Origin of the sequence: Bhargavaea cecembensis, assembly GCF_001619585.1 — a bacterium.
Lineage (GTDB): Bacteria > Bacillota > Bacilli > Bacillales_A > Planococcaceae > Bhargavaea > Bhargavaea cecembensis_A.
This window is the reverse complement of the sequence record NZ_LQNT01000010.1, coordinates 72,375-90,572: the sequence shown is the minus strand read 5'-3', so window position 1 is coordinate 90,572 and position 18,198 is coordinate 72,375. Positions and strand designations below refer to the sequence as shown.

At 57.2% G+C, this 18,198-nt stretch carries 16 protein-coding genes and 2 riboswitches; of the genes, 1 reads left to right on the top strand and 15 read right to left on the bottom strand.

From position 1 onward, the window contains the following. Positions 1 to 20: 20 nt before the first annotated feature. Positions 21 to 1,751, bottom strand: coding sequence for an adenine deaminase C-terminal domain-containing protein (locus tag AV656_RS09870; protein WP_063181465.1), 1,731 nt, complete (start codon positions 1,749 to 1,751; stop codon positions 21 to 23). A 106-nt stretch (positions 1,752 to 1,857) separates the two neighbouring features. Here AV656_RS09870 and AV656_RS09865 point away from each other — a divergent pair, with 106 nt between their 5' ends. Continuing rightward, positions 1,858 to 2,325 (top strand): YgaP family membrane protein, encoded by a 468-nt coding sequence (locus AV656_RS09865; RefSeq protein WP_063181464.1) that lies wholly within the window; start codon positions 1,858 to 1,860, stop codon positions 2,323 to 2,325. 152 nt (positions 2,326 to 2,477) lie between these two features. On the opposite strand, the gene purD is transcribed toward AV656_RS09865, so the two are convergent. The 14 genes from purD to AV656_RS09795 all read right to left on the bottom strand — a co-directional run bounded on the left by purD (position 2,478) and on the right by AV656_RS09795 (position 17,878). After that, positions 2,478 to 3,737: a phosphoribosylamine--glycine ligase gene (purD, locus tag AV656_RS09860; RefSeq protein ID WP_063181462.1), complete on the bottom strand. Its 1,260-nt coding sequence runs from the start codon at positions 3,735 to 3,737 to the stop codon at positions 2,478 to 2,480. 148 nt (positions 3,738 to 3,885) lie between these two features. Continuing rightward, positions 3,886 to 5,421 (bottom strand): bifunctional phosphoribosylaminoimidazolecarboxamide formyltransferase/IMP cyclohydrolase, encoded by a 1,536-nt coding sequence (gene purH / locus AV656_RS09855; RefSeq protein WP_063181460.1) that lies wholly within the window; start codon positions 5,419 to 5,421, stop codon positions 3,886 to 3,888. Between the two features lie 201 nt (positions 5,422 to 5,622). Further along, entirely contained in the window at positions 5,623 to 6,210 is a 588-nt protein-coding gene (purN, locus tag AV656_RS09850; RefSeq protein WP_063181458.1) for a phosphoribosylglycinamide formyltransferase, read from the bottom strand. Continuing rightward, positions 6,207 to 7,277, bottom strand: a complete 1,071-nt coding sequence (gene purM, locus AV656_RS09845) for a phosphoribosylformylglycinamidine cyclo-ligase (protein WP_063181456.1) — start codon at positions 7,275 to 7,277, stop codon at positions 6,207 to 6,209. The genes purN and purM overlap by 4 nt, the downstream gene beginning before the upstream one ends. Before the next feature lie 15 nt (positions 7,278 to 7,292). Continuing rightward, positions 7,293 to 8,714, bottom strand: coding sequence for an amidophosphoribosyltransferase (purF, locus tag AV656_RS09840; protein ID WP_063181727.1), 1,422 nt, complete (start codon positions 8,712 to 8,714; stop codon positions 7,293 to 7,295). Next, on the bottom strand, positions 8,690 to 10,921 hold the full coding sequence (gene purL, locus AV656_RS09835) for a phosphoribosylformylglycinamidine synthase subunit PurL (protein WP_063181454.1): 2,232 nt from the start codon (positions 10,919 to 10,921) through the stop codon (positions 8,690 to 8,692). Before purL ends, purF begins: the two co-directional genes overlap by 25 nt. After that, positions 10,905 to 11,591, bottom strand: a complete 687-nt coding sequence (gene purQ / locus AV656_RS09830; RefSeq protein ID WP_063181452.1) for a phosphoribosylformylglycinamidine synthase subunit PurQ — start codon at positions 11,589 to 11,591, stop codon at positions 10,905 to 10,907. Before purQ ends, purL begins: the two co-directional genes overlap by 17 nt. Next, positions 11,588 to 11,842, bottom strand: coding sequence for a phosphoribosylformylglycinamidine synthase subunit PurS (gene purS / locus AV656_RS09825; RefSeq protein WP_063181450.1), 255 nt, complete (start codon positions 11,840 to 11,842; stop codon positions 11,588 to 11,590). Before purS ends, purQ begins: the two co-directional genes overlap by 4 nt. 235 nt (positions 11,843 to 12,077) lie before the next feature. Beyond that, on the bottom strand, positions 12,078 to 13,376 hold the full coding sequence (gene purB / locus AV656_RS09820) for an adenylosuccinate lyase (RefSeq protein ID WP_063181448.1): 1,299 nt from the start codon (positions 13,374 to 13,376) through the stop codon (positions 12,078 to 12,080). 16 nt (positions 13,377 to 13,392) lie between these two features. Continuing rightward, positions 13,393 to 14,511, bottom strand: a complete 1,119-nt coding sequence (purK, locus tag AV656_RS09815) for a 5-(carboxyamino)imidazole ribonucleotide synthase (protein ID WP_063181446.1) — start codon at positions 14,509 to 14,511, stop codon at positions 13,393 to 13,395. Next, positions 14,508 to 14,996: a 5-(carboxyamino)imidazole ribonucleotide mutase gene (gene purE / locus AV656_RS09810; RefSeq protein WP_063181444.1), complete on the bottom strand. Its 489-nt coding sequence runs from the start codon at positions 14,994 to 14,996 to the stop codon at positions 14,508 to 14,510. The genes purK and purE overlap by 4 nt, the downstream gene beginning before the upstream one ends. A gap of 163 nt (positions 14,997 to 15,159) precedes the next feature. Beyond that, positions 15,160 to 15,259, bottom strand: a riboswitch (purine riboswitch). A 446-nt stretch (positions 15,260 to 15,705) separates the two neighbouring features. Further along, on the bottom strand, positions 15,706 to 15,897 hold the full coding sequence (locus AV656_RS09805; RefSeq protein WP_063181442.1) for an NETI motif-containing protein: 192 nt from the start codon (positions 15,895 to 15,897) through the stop codon (positions 15,706 to 15,708). Beyond that, positions 15,894 to 16,421 carry a DUF2179 domain-containing protein gene (locus AV656_RS09800; RefSeq protein ID WP_063181440.1) on the bottom strand — a complete coding sequence of 176 codons (528 nt, stop codon included), beginning with the start codon at positions 16,419 to 16,421 and terminating at the stop codon, positions 15,894 to 15,896. Before AV656_RS09800 ends, AV656_RS09805 begins: the two co-directional genes overlap by 4 nt. A gap of 116 nt (positions 16,422 to 16,537) precedes the next feature. After that, positions 16,538 to 17,878 (bottom strand): NCS2 family permease, encoded by a 1,341-nt coding sequence (locus AV656_RS09795; protein WP_063181437.1) that lies wholly within the window; start codon positions 17,876 to 17,878, stop codon positions 16,538 to 16,540. A gap of 104 nt (positions 17,879 to 17,982) precedes the next feature. After that, positions 17,983 to 18,084: riboswitch (purine riboswitch) on the bottom strand. Positions 18,085 to 18,198: the final 114 nt, after the last annotated feature.

Below are 18,198 nucleotides of genomic sequence, written 5' to 3'. Positions count from 1 at the left end.
CATGTATATGAGGCCTTGTCCTATCGCATGAGTGCGGGGAACATCACTTTGCCGTTCATGACATCATAGATGCCTTTTTGCGTGATGCGAACATACGGAAGATGGGTCGCCTGAAGGAACAGGAGCGTGTAGACCGCGTCCCCGTGCTTATAGCCGCGCGCCTTCAGTTCCTCTTTGAGTTTCTTTTCCTGACTGATCAATTGTTCCATCGGGGCATCCGACAGCACGCCGCCGAGTACGAGCGGAAGTTCCGCGATGACTTTTCCGTTCTCGGTCAGCGCCATCCCCCCGCCAATCTCCTTCAGGCGGTCGAACGCCAGCTTCATATCGGCCATGTTCTTGCCGATCATGATAATGTCGCCCGTGTTGGAGTAGGACGAGGCAAAGCCGAGGATATCATCCGCGAATCCTTTAATGAGCGTGTTCACCCGCCAATTCCCTTCCCTGTCGATCAGGATAAGGAAGCTCTGGTCCTGCCCGGACGGAAGTCTCTGGTCGGACGGGTCGACATCGACGCTGTACGGCTTGGTGATGACGTCGTTCACCATCTGGACTCCGAACGGGAACGAGAACTGGAAGTCGTTTTCATCCAGCTCGTACGGTGGGTTGTATGGCTCAAGCCACGACCAGTCGATTTCCGGGAATTCATAGGCGTCTTCGCCGTCCCGCTTCATCCAGACACCCTTGGAAAGGACGTCCGTCGGCACCGGATTTTCAGGGCTCTCCAGGAAGTTCAGGTTCGCATATCGCCCGGTTGCGATCAGGCCGTGTAGGTTTTCCATGTCATAATAGCGAGCAATATTGTAAGTCGCCATCGCATACGCGTCTTCCGGCCTGACACCGGCATCCAGCGCGGCGCGGATGCACTTGTCCATGACGCCGTCCTCGTGGAACGACGGTGTCGAGCCGTCGGTCGTCATCATGAGATGATCGAAAATGTCGAGGTCTTTCTCGAGGATCCCTTTCAGCATGTCCGGGAGATCCGGCCGAATGGATGAATATCGGAGCGTCACGGCGTACCCCTGCAGGATGCGCCTTTCCACTTCTTCCGCTGTCATCGCCTCGTGATCGCCATCCGCACCGAGCAGGCGGAGCCGAGCGAGCGTCCGCTCGGAAGCACCCGGAAGATGCGCCTCGATTTTCATGCCGGCCTGCTTGGCGTTCTGAATCCAGTAAAGCATCTGGTCATCGCCTGCAAGAAGCCGCGGCCAGGCGGTGAGCTCTCCTCCCATGATGACGTCGGGGCGCGCCATCCACTCGCCGACCGACTGTGTAGAGTAGAGTTCTTCTTCCCTATCCATCTGCGTCTGCGAATCAAATCGCGACCACCAGTAGAACGAAAACGGCAAAGCCTTGAGCTGGTCAAGGATTGCAAACGCTTTCCAATTCTCCATTGTCAAAAAAAGCACGCTGTTGTCCGAGATGAAGGTCGTCGTTCCCCGGCGTGATGCATAATCCGCAAACGTGAGGGGATTATAAAGCTGGTATGGATGCACGTGCGGCTCGATATAGCCCGGCACAATCACTTTGCCGGAGGCATCGACAACTTCCGTGCCTTCCGTGTTTTTCGGCATGTCCGAGCCTGCATAAACAATTCGGTCGCCCGAAATCCAGATGTTGCCCGAGATCCATTTTTTCATGATCCCGTGCAGGTATGTAGCATTCGTGATAAGGAGATCCGGTGCCCGCCTGCCGTCGACGACCGCGGTGTGCTTGCGGAGTTCCCTGATTTTCCATGGTGCTTGAGCCATCGTCGCTGCCCCCTGTCTGTCTATCTGTTACTTCATCTTATCACAGTGTGAAAGTGAAAAAAAGACACGCGGTCCAAACCGTGTGTTCGGAAGGAGAGAAATTAATATGAACCCAAATGATCAAACAATCAACATCGGTACGAAAAGTGCCTATATGCGAATCAGTGCCGGCCTGGCGATGCTTGCCTGGGGCACCTCACGCATGGTTCGGGAACCGCGCAGCATGGCCGGTCCGTTTCTCGTCCTGTCCGGCGCCTGCAAGACGGCGGAAGGGGTTGCCCGCTACTGCCCGATGAAAGAAATGATGAACGGCGGTATGGATGCCATGATGAAGCCGGAAGTAAGCGGCGGCACGCTGCCGTCCGTATCCGCATCCCAAAGCGGAACCGGATCCGGGGAATCAGGCGATTCCGGCGAAATGATCCAGGCTTTCACGTACGGCGGTTTTGACGGAGCCGGATCGGAACAAAACGTTCCATCCGGTCAGAATGAATCCGCTTACAAAAGCAGCGGCGATTCCGGCCAGCAGGGATCCGGACAGGGTCAGAAAAAAGACCCGATGCAAACCATCTGACACTCTGCAGACGGGCATGACCCGTCTGTTTTTCTATTTTCTCCCGTTATTTCTATTCTATCGTATTTTTCTGAATGTTGTAAGTGCCGAATTAGATAAAGGTTTTTTCCATCAACATTCAAAAGCCGCCCCATCACGGGACGGCTTCTTTCTTATTTCATCGCACGCTTTCCGATGTCGGAGCGGTAGAAGAATCCGTTCCATTCCATTGAATCGAGCGCGGCGTATGCTTTTCTGCTTGCTTCCTGGAGGTTCTCGCCTTCTGCGGAGACAAGGATCACACGGCCTCCGTTGCCGGCGAAGCGATCACCATCTGATTTTGTCCCTGCATGGAAGACATCAAGGCCGGCTTCTTCAAGCGTTTTTAGGTCAGGCAGCAGGTTGCCTTTCTGCACATCGCCCGGATAACCGTCCGCTGCGATGACGACGCCGAGGCGGGCACCCTCTTCCCATTCCGGTTCAACCGGATTGCCGTCAAGCAGGCCGGTCAGGAATTCCGCAAGGTCAGACTTCAGCTGCGGCAGCACGACCTGGGTTTCCGGATCGCCGAAGCGAGCATTGAATTCAATGGTTTTCGGGCCGTCTTCGGTCAGGATCAGGCCGGCGTAGAGGATGCCGGTGAATGGTGTGCCTTCCGCATCCATCGCACGGACGGTCGCTTCGACGATCTGCTCGTGAGCAGTGCGGACCGCCTCTTCCGGCAGATGAGGGACCGGTGAATAGGCACCCATACCGCCGGTGTTCGGGCCCTCGTCGTTGTCGAACGCGCGCTTATGGTCCTGGGACATCGGCATCGGGAAGATCTTGCCTCCGTGGACGAAGGACATGTAGCTGAACTCTTCCCCATCAAGGAATTCCTCGATCACGACACGGGCGGATGAGTCGCCGAACTTCCGGCCGCCGATCATGTCATCGACCGCTCCGAGTGCTTCATCCAGCGTCATCGCGACGACGACACCTTTGCCTGCCGCGAGCCCGTCCGCCTTGATGACGATCGGAGCGCCCTCTTCGCGGATGTATGCTTTTGCCTGTTCCGCATCGGTGAAGGTCTCATACTTGGCGGTCGGAATGTTGTATTTCTTCATGAGCTCTTTGGCAAAAGCCTTCGAGCCCTCCAGTTGGGCAGCTGCCTGGTCCGGTCCGAATACGCGCAGTCCCGCCTCCCGGAAATGGTCCACGATACCGCCGGCAAGCGGTTGTTCGGGACCTACGAAAGTGAGGCCGATGTTCTTTTCTTTCGCGAAGTCGACGAGTTTACCGAACTCCATGACGCCGAGTGGAACGACTTCGGCGTCTTCCCTCATGCCGTCATTACCCGGGGCGACATACACCTTGCCGACCGACGGGGATTTTGCAAACTGGCGGACCAACGCGTGCTCGCGGCCGCCGCTTCCGATGACGAGTACATCCATTTGGGTTCACTCCTTATGAAAACAACCTGCACATCCGGCAGGTTGTTTTCTTTGTTGGTGGTGTTTGCTTCACATTCGATGGTGATTGCTTCACATTCGACCGGCTTTGCTTCACATTCACGTGCGCTTGCTTCACATTCGCCGGCAATCAGTGCTTGAAATGACGGATGCCGGTGAATACCATCGCGATGCCGTATTCGTCGGCTTTCTTGATGGAGTCTTCGTCTTTTTTGGAGCCGCCCGGCTGGATGATCGCCGTGATGCCGGCTTTGGCAGCCGCTTCGACGGTGTCGTCCATCGGGAAGAAGGCATCGGATGCGAGGCCTGCGCCTTTCGCGCGGTCGCCTGCCTGCTCGAGTGCGATCTTCGCCGCGCCCACACGGTTCATCTGGCCGGCACCCACGCCGAGCGTGCGGTTGGCGTCAGAGACGACGATGGCATTCGACTTCACGTGTTTGACGACTTTCCAGCCAAGCTTCAGTGCTTCCCATTCTTCTTCCGTCGGCTCGCGCTTGGTCGCGACTTTGATGTCTGCATCATCCAGGGACGCGGTGTCCGGATTCTGCCTGAGGAGGCCGCCTTCAACGGAGACGGTCGCCCACTCGTCGCGCTTGCCTTGCGCTCCGTCCAGTTTCAGGAGACGGATGTTTTTCTTCTTGGTGAGGATCTCAAATGCTTCGTCCGTGTAGTCCGGAGCGATGATGATCTCGAGGAAGATGCCGGCCAGCTGTTCGGCTGTCGCCGCATCCACTTCGCGGTTAAGGGCAATGATGCCGCCGAAGATCGAGACCGGATCGGCTTCGTAAGCTGCCTTGAACGCATCGGAGAGCGTTCCCGCCGTGCCGACGCCGCAAGGGTTCATGTGCTTGACCGCAACCGCTGCCGGGTCACTGAATTCACGGACGATACCGATCGCGGCATTCGCGTCCTGAATGTTGTTGTAGGAGAGTTCCTTCCCGTGGAGCTGTTCCGCGCGGGCAATCGAGAACTCGCCGCCGAGCGGGCGGCTGTAGAATGCCGCTTTCTGGTGCGGGTTCTCGCCGTAGCGGAGTTGCTGCTTGAGTTCGTACGTTGTCGTGACGCTTTCCGGGAATTCCTCACCAGACAGGTCAGTCAGGTAACCGGAAATCAGCGCATCATATGCAGCCGTATGGCGGAACACTTTCGCGGCCAGCCGGCGGCGGGTTTCAGGTGTCGTCGCCCCGTCGTTCTTCAGTTCTTCGAGAACCGCCGGGTAATCGGCAGAGTCGACGAGAACCGTGAGATAGGCATGGTTTTTCGCGGATGCGCGCAGCATAGTCGGGCCGCCGATGTCGATGTTCTCGATCGCATCTTCGACTGTCACATCAGGCTTCGAAATCGTCGACTTGAACGGGTACAGGTTTACACAGACCATGTCGATCGGAAGGATGCCGTGCTCCTCCAGCTCGGCCTGGTGGCCCGGGTCATCATGCTTGGCGAGCAGGCCGCCGTGGATATACGGATGAAGCGTCTTGACGCGTCCCCCCAGGATTTCAGGGAAGCCGGTCACGTCGCCGACAGCGGTGACCGCAACGCCGTTTTCCTTCAGATGGTTCATCGTCCCGCCGGTCGACAGGATCTCATAGCCGAGTCCTTCCAGTTCTTTCGCGAACTCAAGAATACCGGATTTATCCGATACGCTGAGCAATGCTCGTTTTTTCACGGTTGGGGCCTCCTTATGTAAATCAGAACGCCGGCTTTTTTGTGCCGGCGGCTGTTGTAAAATCGTTTGATTCGGAAACGAGAGCGGTTCGTCACTTTCGGATGGCGATTCGTCACTTTCAGGCGGGCATTCGTCACTTTCACAGGCCCATTCGTCACTTTCGGGCGCTGATTCGTCACTTTCGCCAATAACACGCTGAAATTATTCCATAACCGCGCTCTCCGCCAGCACTTTCCGCAGGGCTTCCTTATACAAATCGTGTTCCACCGCATGGATCGCCTCTTCCGTCTTTTCACGGTCTCCCGGGACAACGGGAACTTCCCGCTGAAGAATGGCCGGCCCGGTGTCCATGCCTTCGTCGACATAGTGGACAGTGACGCCGGTCACTTCCACGCCGGCGTCCATCGCCTGGCCGATCGCGTCCTTTCCGGGAAATGCCGGGAGGAGCGATGGGTGGATGTTGATGATGCGGTTTGGATAGGCGTCAAGCAGCGTTGGGCCGATCAGGCGCATATAGCCTGCAAGAGCAATCCAGTCGACGCCTTCTTCTTGAAGCCTGCCGAGAACGGTGTGCTCGTAGGCGGCTTTGTCCGGGTAGGCTTTCGGATTGAAGGCGACAGACGGAATGCGGAACCTTTCCGCACGCTCCATCACTTTGGCGAGCGGCTTGTCGGTGACGAGAAGCACCACTTCCGCTTCCAGCTCACCGTCGGCCGCCGCCTGTGCGATCGCTTCGAAGTTCGAGCCGCTGCCCGATGCAAAGACGGCAATACGAGGTTTCCGGCTCATGCTTCCGGACCTCCAGCAAGCGTGCCGTCATGCTCGCCGTTAAAGCGGACGCCTTCGCCCGCAATAACACGGCCGATGACCGTTGCCTTCTCGCCGTGGGCTTCCACGATGCGGATGGCTTCGGCCGCTTCCGATTCAGGAAGGGCGACGATAAAGCCGATGCCCATGTTGAAGACGGAGTACAGGTCACGGTCGGCAAGCTGCCCTTTTTCCTTCAGCATGCGGAACACCGGGAGCACTTCCCACGAGCCGAGGTCAATTTCAGCGGCAAGACCTTCCGGCAGCATGCGCGGGACGTTTTCATAGAAGCCTCCGCCCGTCACGTGTGCCATGCCGTGGACATCCAGGCTGCGGGCCATTTCCAGCACCGGCTTCGCATAGATTTTTGTCGGCGTGAGCAGTGCTTCTGCCGAGTTGCCCAGTTCCTCATACCCCGGAACCGGCTCGTCCGCTTTGATGCCCGACTGCTCGAAGACAATCTTCCGGACGAGCGAGTAGCCGTTCGAGTGGATGCCGCTGGAAGCGATTCCGACGAGCACGTCGCCTTCTGCGACCTTTTCGCCGGTTACAATATCCTTCTTCTCGGCCGCGCCGACCGCGAATCCGGCGAGGTCGTATTCGTCCTCGTCGTACAGTCCGGGCATCTCCGCCGTCTCGCCGCCGATCAGCGCCGCTCCTGCCTGGACGCAGCCGTCTGCGACTCCTTTGACGATGGCCTCGACGCGAGCCGGAACGGCTTTCCCGAGTGCGACATAATCAAGGAAGTAAAGCGGCTCAGCGCCTTGCGCGACAATGTCGTTCACGCACATGGCGACGCAGTCGACACCGATCGTATCGTGCTTATCCGCCATGAAGGCGACTTTCAGCTTCGTGCCGACACCGTCCGTCCCCGAGACGAGGACCGGCTGGCTGTAGCCGAGCTCGGACAGGTCGAACATCCCGCCGAATCCGCCGAACGCGCCCATAACACCCTTTCGCTCTGTACGGGCGACATGGGATTTCATCCGCTCGACCGATTCATATCCGGCTTCGATGTTTACGCCGGCCTGTTCATATGCTTTTGACATGCCAGTGGCCTCCTCTTAAACGAGTTCCTTTTCATGCGGCAATTTCGTGTCCGCGAAAATATTTGTCGGGTATTTGCCGGTGAAGCATCCGAGGCAGTGCCCCCGGTTCGGATCTTCGTCGTTCCGTCCGACCGCCTCGATCAGGCCTTCCGCCGACAGGAACTGGAGCGAATCCGCTCCGATCAGTTCACAGATTTCTTCCGGCGTACGCCCTGTCGCAATCAGGTCGGAGTCGGTGCTGATGTCAACGCCGTAGAAGCACGGCGCGATCAGCGGCGGAGCGCTGATGGCAACGTGAATTTCCTTCGCACCTGCTTCACGCAGCATTTTGATGATCCGCTTTGAGGTAGTGCCCCGGACAATCGAGTCGTCGACCATGACGACCCGCTTGCCCTCGACAACCTGCCGGACCGGGGACAGCTTCATCTTGACGCCGCGCTCCCGCAGTTCCTGGGACGGCTGAATGAACGTTCGGCCGACATACCGGTTCTTGATCAGTCCCATCTCGTACGGGATGCCGCTTTCCTCCGCAAATCCGATTGCTGCGGAAATGCTGGAGTCCGGTACCCCCGTAACGACATCCGCATCGATCTTGACTTCCTGGGCCAGCCTCTTGCCGAGGCGCTTCCTGGCCATGTGGATGTTGATGCCGTCAATATCGGAATCGGGCCGGGAGAAATAGATATATTCCATTGAACAGATCGCACGGTTTGCCTTCGGGGCGAAGCGGTCGCTCCGGATCCCATTGTCATTGATGATGATGAGTTCGCCCGGCTCGACCGAGCGCACGGTTTCCGCACCGATCAGGTCGAACGCCGACGTCTCGGATGCGACAACCCACGTCTCCCCATTAATGCAGCCTAGCGACAGCGGACGCATGCCGTTCGGGTCCTGTGCCACGTAGAGCGCATCTTCGGTCAGGAGGACGAAGGCGAAAGCGCCCTGCAGCTGGGCAAGTGCTTTCTTGAGCCGTTCGTTCTGCGGATAGCTGATGTTCTTTTTGATGAGGTGGGCAAGCACTTCCGTGTCGGAAGTCGACTGGAAGATGCTTCCCTGGCGCTCAAGATGGCGTTTAAGTTCGCCCGCATTTGTCACATTGCCGTTGTGCGCAATCGCCAGGCTGCCTGTCGTCGAGCGGAAAACAAGGGGCTGGACGTTCTCGATGCCGCGACCGCCATCTGTCGTGTAGCGGACATGGCCGATCGCAGCGTGGCCCGGCAGCTTATTTAATCTGTCGCCGTGGAACACGTCGTTGACGAGCCCTTCCCCTTTTTCGACGAGCAGATGGTCGTCATGAACCGTGCAGATGCCTGCCGCTTCCTGCCCGCGGTGCTGGAGCGCATGAAGACCGTAGTAAGCCATCTGGGCCGCATTGCTGTGACCCCAGATGCCGAACACGCCGCATTCTTCATTTAGCCCTCTGAGTTCACTAAGCACGGAATCGCCCCTTTCCAGGCGGATTCAAGCGCAGGAACGTCTTGGTCGATGAGCGGACTGCCGTCCGCATCACGGATGACCAAACGTTCTGCTTGAGTAACTTCGCCGATTTTCACCGCATCGGCAACCAGCTCTTCAAAGCGGCCCGCGTCCTCCGGCTTGACGGTTACGATGAAGCGGGACTGCGTTTCACTGAAGAGTGCCGTAACAGCGGAACCTTCGATCTGTACATCTGCACCAAGTCCTGTACCGAACACCTTTTCAGCAAGCGCGACCGCCACGCCGCCTTCCGCGACGTCATGCGCGGATTGGACGATGCCTTGACGGATGGCCGAAAGGACGGATTCCTGGCGGGAGGCTTCCACTTCCAGATCGATTGCCGGCGCTTTACCGGAGATCTTGCCGCCGTTCAGCATTTTCTGCAGTTCGGAACCGCCGAATTCGGTTTTCGTCTCGCCGATCAGGTAAACGAAGTCCCCTGCTGCTTTCGCTTCCTGGGTTGTGGCATGCTCCAGGTTTTCTACGAGGCCGACCATGCCGATCGTCGGTGTCGGGTAAACCGGCTTGCCGCCGCGCTCGTTATAGAGCGAGACGTTCCCGCTGATTACCGGCGCATCAAGTGCGAGGCAGGCTGCACTGATGCCGTCCGCGGACTTTTCAAGCTGCCAGAAGATTTCCGGGTTATCCGGGCTGCCGAAGTTCAGGCAGTCCGTAATGGCAAGCGGCTTGCCGCCCGAGCAGACGATGTTCCGTGCCGCTTCAGCGACAGCGATCTTTCCGCCTGTTTCAGGGTCGAGATAAATGTAGCGGGAGTTGCAGTCGGCAGTGATCGCCAGCCCCTTCTCCGTGCCGCGGACGCGTACGACGGCTGCGTCCGAACCGGGAGCCACAACTGTGTTGGTGCGTGCCTGATGGTCAAACTGGCTGTATACCCATTCTTTTGACGCGATGGTCGGCTGTTTTAGGAGGGAGACCAGTGTTTCGGCATAGTCGTCCACTTCCGGCTCCTGCTGCTCCATCTCCTGGAACTGGCGGAAGTAGGCCGGCTCGCTGGACGGTTTGTTATAGACCGGCGCATCTTCTGCCAGCGCATCGGCAGAGACTTCCGCGACGACTTCGCCCTTGTGGAGCAGGCGCAGCATCTTGTCTTCCGTGACATGGCCGATCGATACCGCTTCAAGGTCGTATTTGGCAAACAGGTCGATGACTTCCTGCTCACGGCCTTTCTGTACGACGATCAGCATCCGCTCCTGGGATTCGGAAAGCATCATTTCATATGCAGTCATGTCCTCATCGCGCTGAGGGACAAGGTCAAGGTTCATCTCGATGCCGAAACCTGCCTTCGATGCCATTTCTGCGGAAGAAGAGGTCAGGCCGGCCGCACCCATGTCCTGAATGCCGATCAGGGCATCGGATTTGACGAGTTCGAGGCATGCATCCATGAGCAGTTTTTCCGTGAACGGGTCTCCCGCCTGTACCGGAGCGCGTTCCTTGCCCGGGTCATCCGAAATCTCTTCCGATGAAGAGGTCGCGCCGTGAATGCCGTCGCGTCCCGTCTTCGCCCCGACATACATGACCGTGTTGCCCACGCCGGCTGCGAGACCGCGCTGGATGTCCTCGTGGTTGAGGAGCCCGATCGCCATCGCGTTGACGAGCGGTTTGCCCGCGTACGAAGGGTCGAACTGGATTTCACCCGCGACCGTCGGGATGCCGATGGTGTTGCCGTAGCCGGCGATTCCCGCGACGGCTTCTTCGAACAGGTAGCGGTCACGGTCATTGTCCAGTTCGCCGAAGCGGAGGGAGTTCACTGCAGCAATCGGCTGTGCGCCCATTGAGAAGACGTCACGGAGCACGCCGCCGACACCTGTAGCCGCGCCTTCATACGGCTCGATCGCCGACGGGCTGTTGTGCGACTCCATCTTGAAGACCACAGCCTGGTTATCGCCGATGTCGACGATGCCGGCACCTTCACCCGGTCCCATGAGAACCTGCGGGCCTTCAGTCGGGAACTTGCGGAGGACGGGCTTGGAGCTCTTGTATGAGCAGTGCTCCGACCACATGCTGGAGAACAGGCCGGTTTCCGTGTAGTTCGGCAGGCGTCCGAGAAGTTTGACCGCCATTTCGAACTCTTCCGTGGTCATGCCCATCTGTGCGTAGATCTTTTCATCGCGGATCTGTTCCGCTGTCGGCTCAAGCTTGGTTGGCATGGGATTCCCTCCACTCTTTCACGATCGATTTGAATACGTTCAGTCCGTCTTCCGAGCCCAGGATGGACTCTGCAGCGCGCTCCGGATGTGGCATCATGCCGAGGACATTGCCCTTTTCGCTGACAAGCCCTGCGATATCTCCCACGGATCCGTTCGGATTGCCGTCAGCGTACACAAAGACAATCTGGTTGTTTTCCTTCAGCTGGCCGTATGTCTCTTCGTCACAGTAGAAGTTGCCTTCTCCGTGGGCGACAGGGATGTCGAGTTCCTCGCCCTCGGTGTACTCGCTTGTGAACATCGTGCGGTTGTTTACGACCTGGACTTTGACAGTGCGGCAGATGAACTTCTGGTCACGGTTCTTGAGGAAGGCGCCCGGCAGCAGGCCCGCTTCGGTCAGGACCTGGAATCCGTTACCCACGCCGAGGACCGGCTTTCCGGCTTCGGCTGCCCGGATAACCGCATCCATGACAGGTGTTGTGCGCGCAAGGGCCCCCGCCCGCACAGCGTCGCCGTATGAAGCGCCGCCCGGCAGGAGGATGGCATCGTAGGCGGACAGGTCCGTCTCATGGTGATGGACGTATTCAGCCTCTTCTCCAAGGACATCTTTTACGGCATGGTATAGGTCGAGATCGCAGCTGGATCCCGGAAACTGGATGACGGCGAATTTCATGCCTCTTCAACCTCCAGCACTTCGTATCGGTAGTCTTCGACGTTTGTGTTCACGAAGAGCTTTTCACACATTTCCCTGACGGCCGTGTCGAGATCTTGCCCCGTGTCTTCGATGGTCAGTTCGATATACTTGCCGATGCGGACGTCTTTTACGTTGTCATGGCCTTTGGCATGGAGGACGTTGATGGCTGCAGTCCCCTGGGGATCGATTACACTTTCACGGAGCGTCACGTACACATTTGCTTTTTTCATTTTGGTTGGCCTCCCAATTGGTGAGTGTGTGGTGGTTGATCGTGCATGGACGATCTTCGCTTCGAGCCTCGCTTTCCGCGGGCGTTGCCTTAGCCTCCTCGGACTTCGTCCTGCGGGGTCTTCGGCTAACGCTATTCCCGCAGGAGTCTCGGCCCTACGCTCAGATCTTTCCGGTTAAATCAATTAAATCCAAACTGCGCTCATTCACTGCTTCAAGCTGTTACATCCAAATGAATCAGTCATTCAGTCCGCAGCGTTCGAAGATGTCGTCGATGCGCTGGAGGTGGTGGTTGTAGTCGAAGGCGTCGTCGAGTTCTTCTTTGGTCAGTTTTTCGGAGATGACCGGGTCGGATTCGACGAGTCCGCGGAACGGGACCTGTTCTTCCCAGGCCTGCATCGCGAGCGGCTGGACGGTGTCATAGGCCGCTTCGCGTGCCATGCCCTTGTCGATTAGCGACAGGAGGACGCGCTGGGAGTAGATGAGCCCGAGCGTGCGGTCCATGTTGCGCTTCATGTTATCCGGGAAGACGGTGAGGTTCTTCACGATGTTGCCGAAGCGGTTCAGCATGTAGTTCAGCGTGATCGTTGCATCCGGGATGATGACGCGCTCCGCGCTGGAGTGCGAGATGTCACGCTCATGCCAGAGGGCGACGTTCTCGAAGGCCGTGACCATGTAGCCGCGCATGAGGCGGGACAGGCCGGTCATGTTCTCGGAGCCGATCGGGTTCCGCTTGTGCGGCATCGCGGAAGAGCCTTTCTGGCCCTTCGCGAAGAATTCCTCGACTTCGCGCGTCTCAGACTTCTGGAGTCCGCGGATCTCGACCGCGAACTTTTCGATCGACGTTGCGATCAGTGCGAGTGTCGAGATGTACTGGGCATGACGGTCGCGTTGCAGCGTCTGCGTGGAGACCGGTGCTGCTGCGAGACCGAGGTGCTCGCATACATATTCCTCGACGAACGGCGGAATGTTGGCGAATGTGCCGACTGCGCCGGACATCTTGCCCGTCTCGATCACGGCAGCCGCCGCCTCGAAACGTTCCAGGTTCCGTTTCATCTCTTCGTACCAGAGGGCCATCTTCAGGCCGAATGTCGTCGGCTCCGCGTGCACGCCGTGGGTGCGGCCCATCATGACGGTGAATTTATGCTCTTTCGCCTTGGCGGCGAGAATGTCGATGAAGTTGTGAAGATCCTTCCGGATGATCTCGTTCGCCTGCTTGATGCGGTACGAGAGCGCGGTATCTACGACATCCGTTGATGTCAGTCCGTAGTGGACCCATTTGCGCTCTTCGCCGAGTGTCTCGGACACTGCGCGGGTAAAGGCGACGACGTCATGACGGGTTTCGTTTTCGATCTCTTCGATGCGCGCCACGTCAAACGATGCGTTCTCGCGAAGCTTCTTTACATCTTCCTTCGGAATGTCACCGAGCTCCGCCCAAGCCTCGCAGGCAAGGATCTCGACTTCCAGCCACGCATAATATTTGTTTTCTTCTGTCCAGACATTGCCCATCTCGGGGCGGGTATAACGTTCGATCATTCAGGTTTTGCCTCCATTAATTCCAGATTCCGCTTTCGTCGATTCGGCGGAGTGTGTCTTCATTATCTTCTGAAAGAATGGTCACATGGCCCATCTTTCGGTTGTGCTTGGCGTCGGCCTTGCCGTAAAGGTGGATGGACCAGTCCGGCTGGGCCGGGATTGCATCCAGGATCGGGCCGACATGCTGGCCAAGCAGGTTGACCATCACCGCCGGGCGGTGCAGCTCCGGCGTGCGGAGCGGCCAGCCGCAGATGGCCCGGATGTGCTGGCCAAACTGCGAGATCGTGCAGGCCTCGATCGAGTAGTGGCCAGAGTTGTGCGGGCGCGGCGCAAGCTCGTTGATGAGGATGCTGCCGTCTTCCAACACGAACATCTCGACCGCCAGCGTCCCGATCAGGTCCAGGTGATCTGCAATCTGCTCTGCTGCTGTGATGGCGGCTTCAGCCGTCTTGTCCCCGATCCGCGCCGGGACGATCGTCTCGTGCAGGATATGGTTTTTGTGGATGTTCTCCTGAACCGGCAGGCATCGGGACTCTCCGTTCGTGCCGCGCTGGATGATGACGGAGATCTCCATTTGGAATGGGATGAATTTCTCTGCGACGCATGCGGAATGGGTGAACAGGTCTTCCGCTTCGTCGAGTTGGGACTCTTCCTTGAGGATAACCTGTCCCTTGCCGTCATATCCGCCCCGCGCGGTCTTCACGACGCACGGGAAACCGATTTCGCCGATGCGTTCCTTTAGTTCTTCAAACGTCCGGGCTTCCACATAAGGCGCGACCGGTGCGCCCGCCTCCCGGATCGCCGCTTTTTCCGCGATCCGGTCCTGGGTGATGCGGATGATCTCCGCGCCCTGTGGCACGTAAGCTTTCTCTGTCAGGCGCTTGAGCCCTTCGTAGTCGATGTTCTCAAATTCAAAGGTGATGACGTCGCTCACTTCCGCCAGGCGGTCGAGTGCTTCTTCGTCGTCATACGGCGCGACGATTTTTACGTCGGCCACCTGACCGGTCGGAGAATCTTCCGCTGGGTCGAGCACCGCAATGCGGAAGCCCGCCTCCTTGGCGGAAAGGGCCATCATCCGGCCGAGCTGCCCGCCGCCGATGATGCCGATTGTCTGTCCGGGAAGAATCGTGGTCATACAAGATCACCTGTGCTTTCAATGGATTGTTCTGCTAGGCGGCTGCGGCGTTCTTCAATACGTCCGCGGAGCGCTTCATCATGCACCGAGAGCATTTGTGCCGCAAACAGGCCGGCGTTCGTCGCGCCGGAGTCACCGATCGCCATTGTCGCGACCGGGACGCCGCCAGGCATCTGGACGATGGACAAAAGCGAGTCCATACCGCTCAGCGCACGCGACTTGACAGGTACCCCGATAACCGGCACGAGTGTTTTTGCCGCGACCATTCCGGGCAGGTGGGCAGCGCCCCCCGCTCCCGCGATGATTACTTCTATGCCGCGCTCCTGTGCCTGTTCGGCATAAGTGAACATCTCATCCGGCGTACGGTGAGCGGAGACGACCTTCTTCTCGTATCCGACTTCCAGTTCATCCAGAATGTCGCATGCCTTCTTCATCGTTTCCCAGTCGCTTTTGCTTCCCATGATGACGCCCACTTTCACGTCCATTGCAATCGCTCCTTCCGGCAGTTTGCCGCCAATAAATAAAAGCCCCGAATAGACTGCTTCCTATTAATAGGAGGAAAGCAGTCGATCCGGGACCTGAACATGTTCAGATAAGACGGTTGCGTCATGATGGTTTCCATGCTTCGCACACCTTCCGTTCCGAGTCCTGAAATCCGCTTTCCCGCATAGTCCCGGCATTCCGGTGCCGGGCTAGAGACTCCGAGGCCGATTCCTCGGGATATATGGGGAATGTTCTTTACGTGTTTCATTTTAACAGCGGTTTTTCATGAAGTCAACGCAATAACCGAACAATTAATTTTGTATTATCATCTATTGTTCGTATTTATTCACCTGTCTCCATGAAAGCGCTGTCGTTTTCACAAGATTTCCCTAGCAGTGGAAGATTTATCTCTTATATGAGAATTCTCCGGATTTCCGCTGCGGGCCCTCGCTTACCGCGGGCGTTGCCTCAGCCTCCTCGAGCTGCGCTCTGCGGGGTCTTCGACTAACGCTTTTCCCGCAGGTGTCTCGGACCCTCCGCTACAATCCACCCTAGTATTTTCTTGTTAGGGGCGAGTACGGACACGACCGCTAAAAATACAATAGATGTTGCAGTGAAACCTAGCAGGAGCGTATGACAGCACCGAATCTACATTCAACTAATTTTTCTACAGCAATAAAAAAATCCCGGCGCAAAAACACCGGGATTTTTTTATGAATCTTCCATTCGGACGCCCTTGAAACGGATGCACTGTCGGACGGGAACGGGTCTTCCGTTCCGCTCCTCGAAGACCGGTTCTTCCTTGCGGCCTGCAGCCATATAGCCTTCCCTTTGCATGCGCTCGAGGCACTGTTCGATTGTCTCGCCTTCTTCCACTTCAAACCAGACCGTCTTTTTGCTCATTTGAACAACTTCCCTTTCCGTACCTGCTTCACCCAGAAGCCTCCGTGGATGGTGCGGGCCTCATTCGTGATGATGAATGCCTTCGGGTCAAGTTCCTTGATCAGCATATACAGCTTCAGTTCGTAGCGCTTCGGCGTCAGGATCTGCATGGCGTGGCGCGCTCCGTCACGTCCGTTCGCTTCCCAGTCCGTGATGCCATACCCGTTCTCCCGGATCGCCCGGACCATCTTGCGCTCGATGTCTTCCGTGATGACATTGACCATGACATATCCGAGGGCCATCTTTTCCTCTATGATGGAACCGATGACCACGCCGAGACCGTAGCCAATCGCGTAGGCGATGAGATTCTGGATTTCATTCAGGTTGTCCAGCACCAATCCGAGACCGACAACGTAAATGACAACTTCCACCATGCTGAGCCCTGCCGCGGCATAGCGGTAGCCCTTCATGGTCAGTATGAGCCGGATTGTATAAAACGTTACATAAACGACGTTGATCGCAAAGATGATCAGCACCATCGTCATATTGAATCATCCTTTCTCGCTCAGTTCCACTCATCTTATCGGAACTGTCCGGCACGGACAAGAGTACGAAACAAAAAACGCTCCTCCGCCATCACGACGGAAGGAGCGGCTTATTATCATCTACCCTGTACAAACACGAAATACGCAACAAATATGAGGAACAGACCGTACATGATCGGATGGATCTCCTTGCGGCGGCCCGCGAGGATCATCGTGATCGGGTAGAAGATGAACCCGACGGCGATCCCCGTTGCGATCGAATAGCCGAGCGGCATCATGATCACCGTGAGAAATGCCGGAACGGCGATTTCAAACCGGTTCCACTCGATATGGCCGAGTGCCGATACCATCAGCACGCCGACGATTATGAGTGCAGGTGCCGTAACGGCCGATGTGATGACCGACAGGAGCGGATAGAACAAGAGCGAGACCAGGAACAGGACACCGGTGACAACGGCTGCGAACCCAGTCCTGGCACCAGCCGCAACCCCCGCAGTCGACTCAACATAAGAAGTCGTTGTCGATGTACCGAAGATCGCACCGGTTACCGTTGCGAGAGAATCCGCAAGAAGCGCCTTGCCGGCACGCGGCAGCTTATCGCCCTTCATGAGTCCGGCCTTCTGTGCGACGGCAATCAGGGTGCCTGCCGTATCAAAGAAGTCGACGAACAGGAACGTCAGGACGACGACGAGGAACTGGATTGTCATGAGTGAAGCCGGATCGTTCATGAGCGGCTGGAACGCGGCACCGAATGTCGGGCTCACATCCGGGATGGATCCGACAACACCATCAGGGAGCGGAACAACCTTGAAAATCATGCCGACAACCGCAGTGATCAGCATCCCGAAGAAGATGGCGCCCTTCACATTCAGCACCATGAGCCCGACGGTCAGAATCAAACCGAAAATAGCCAGAAGTGTTGTCGGCTGCGACAGGTCGCCGATGCCGGTGAGTGTGGCATCATTGTTTGCGATGATGCCGGCATTCTGGAAACCAAGGAAGGCAATAAATAATCCGATCCCCGCCCCGACCGCAAACTTTAGCTGAGACGGGATGGCATTGATGATCATTTCCCGCAACCCCGTCAGTGACAGGATGATGAAGATGATTCCGGAGAACAGAACGCCTGTGAGCGCCGTCTGCCAAGGAATGCCGTACGTGAGGATGACCGTATAGGCGAAGAACGCATTCAGGCCCATCCCCGGCGCCAGGCCGATCGGATATTTGGCGATGAGTCCCATAAAGAGAGAACCGACGGCGGCCGCGAGTGCGGTGGCAACAAAGACCGCTCCCGCATCCATGCGCATATCCGCCGGAAGGTCCGGAACGGACTCGAGCGACAGCGTAAGCGGGTTGACGACAAGGATGTACGCCATCGACAGGAACGTCGTCAGGCCGCCGATGATCTCGCGGCGATAGTTCGTGCCGAGTTCATCGAAATTGAAAAAGTTTTTCATGAGTGCCTCCTATTTTGACCGCCTTACCGAAAACAGGAAAAGGGCATGCAACGATCTGTCGCATGCCCTACCGGAAAGGAGGCGCGCCAAATGCAGAAAATGCAAATAAGCACGCCCCCGATCGTAGTCGAGCCATTTACGGCGGCTCGGTAGAAACTTCCGGACCCTATCTCCGGTATTATACGACGGGTAAAATTAAGTTTGATGATAAGAAGAGTATAGCGGAATAATAATAGAAGCGCAAGAGAAAAACGAACATTACCCAATATTAACAGGGTAATGTTCGTTTTTAGATTATTCTTTCACCAGCTGCGAGCGGC

Excerpts from the sequence above, each read along its gene's own strand:
- purD (WP_063181462.1), bottom strand. The coding sequence starts at position 3,737 with ATGGATGTACTCGTCATCGGAAGCGGCGGCCGCGAGCACGCGTTGGTC.
- AV656_RS09870 (WP_063181465.1), bottom strand. The coding sequence starts at position 1,751 with ATGGCTCAAGCACCATGGAAAATCAGGGAACTCCGCAAGCACACCGCG.
- purQ (WP_063181452.1), bottom strand. The coding sequence starts at position 11,591 with ATGAAATTCGCCGTCATCCAGTTTCCGGGATCCAGCTGCGATCTCGAC.
- purS (WP_063181450.1), bottom strand. The coding sequence starts at position 11,842 with ATGAAAAAAGCAAATGTGTACGTGACGCTCCGTGAAAGTGTAATCGAT.
- purK (WP_063181446.1), bottom strand. The coding sequence starts at position 14,511 with ATGACCACGATTCTTCCCGGACAGACAATCGGCATCATCGGCGGCGGG.
- purE (WP_063181444.1), bottom strand. The coding sequence starts at position 14,996 with ATGGACGTGAAAGTGGGCGTCATCATGGGAAGCAAAAGCGACTGGGAA.
- purM (WP_063181456.1), bottom strand. The coding sequence starts at position 7,277 with ATGTCAAAAGCATATGAACAGGCCGGCGTAAACATCGAAGCCGGATAT.
- purL (WP_063181454.1), bottom strand. The coding sequence starts at position 10,921 with ATGCCAACCAAGCTTGAGCCGACAGCGGAACAGATCCGCGATGAAAAG.
- AV656_RS09865 (WP_063181464.1), top strand. The coding sequence starts at position 1,858 with ATGAACCCAAATGATCAAACAATCAACATCGGTACGAAAAGTGCCTAT.
- purN (WP_063181458.1), bottom strand. The coding sequence starts at position 6,210 with ATGAGCCGGAAACCTCGTATTGCCGTCTTTGCATCGGGCAGCGGCTCG.
- AV656_RS09805 (WP_063181442.1), bottom strand. The coding sequence starts at position 15,897 with ATGAGCAAAAAGACGGTCTGGTTTGAAGTGGAAGAAGGCGAGACAATC.
- AV656_RS09800 (WP_063181440.1), bottom strand. The coding sequence starts at position 16,421 with ATGACGATGGTGCTGATCATCTTTGCGATCAACGTCGTTTATGTAACG.
- purB (WP_063181448.1), bottom strand. The coding sequence starts at position 13,376 with ATGATCGAACGTTATACCCGCCCCGAGATGGGCAATGTCTGGACAGAA.
- AV656_RS09795 (WP_063181437.1), bottom strand. The coding sequence starts at position 17,878 with ATGAAAAACTTTTTCAATTTCGATGAACTCGGCACGAACTATCGCCGC.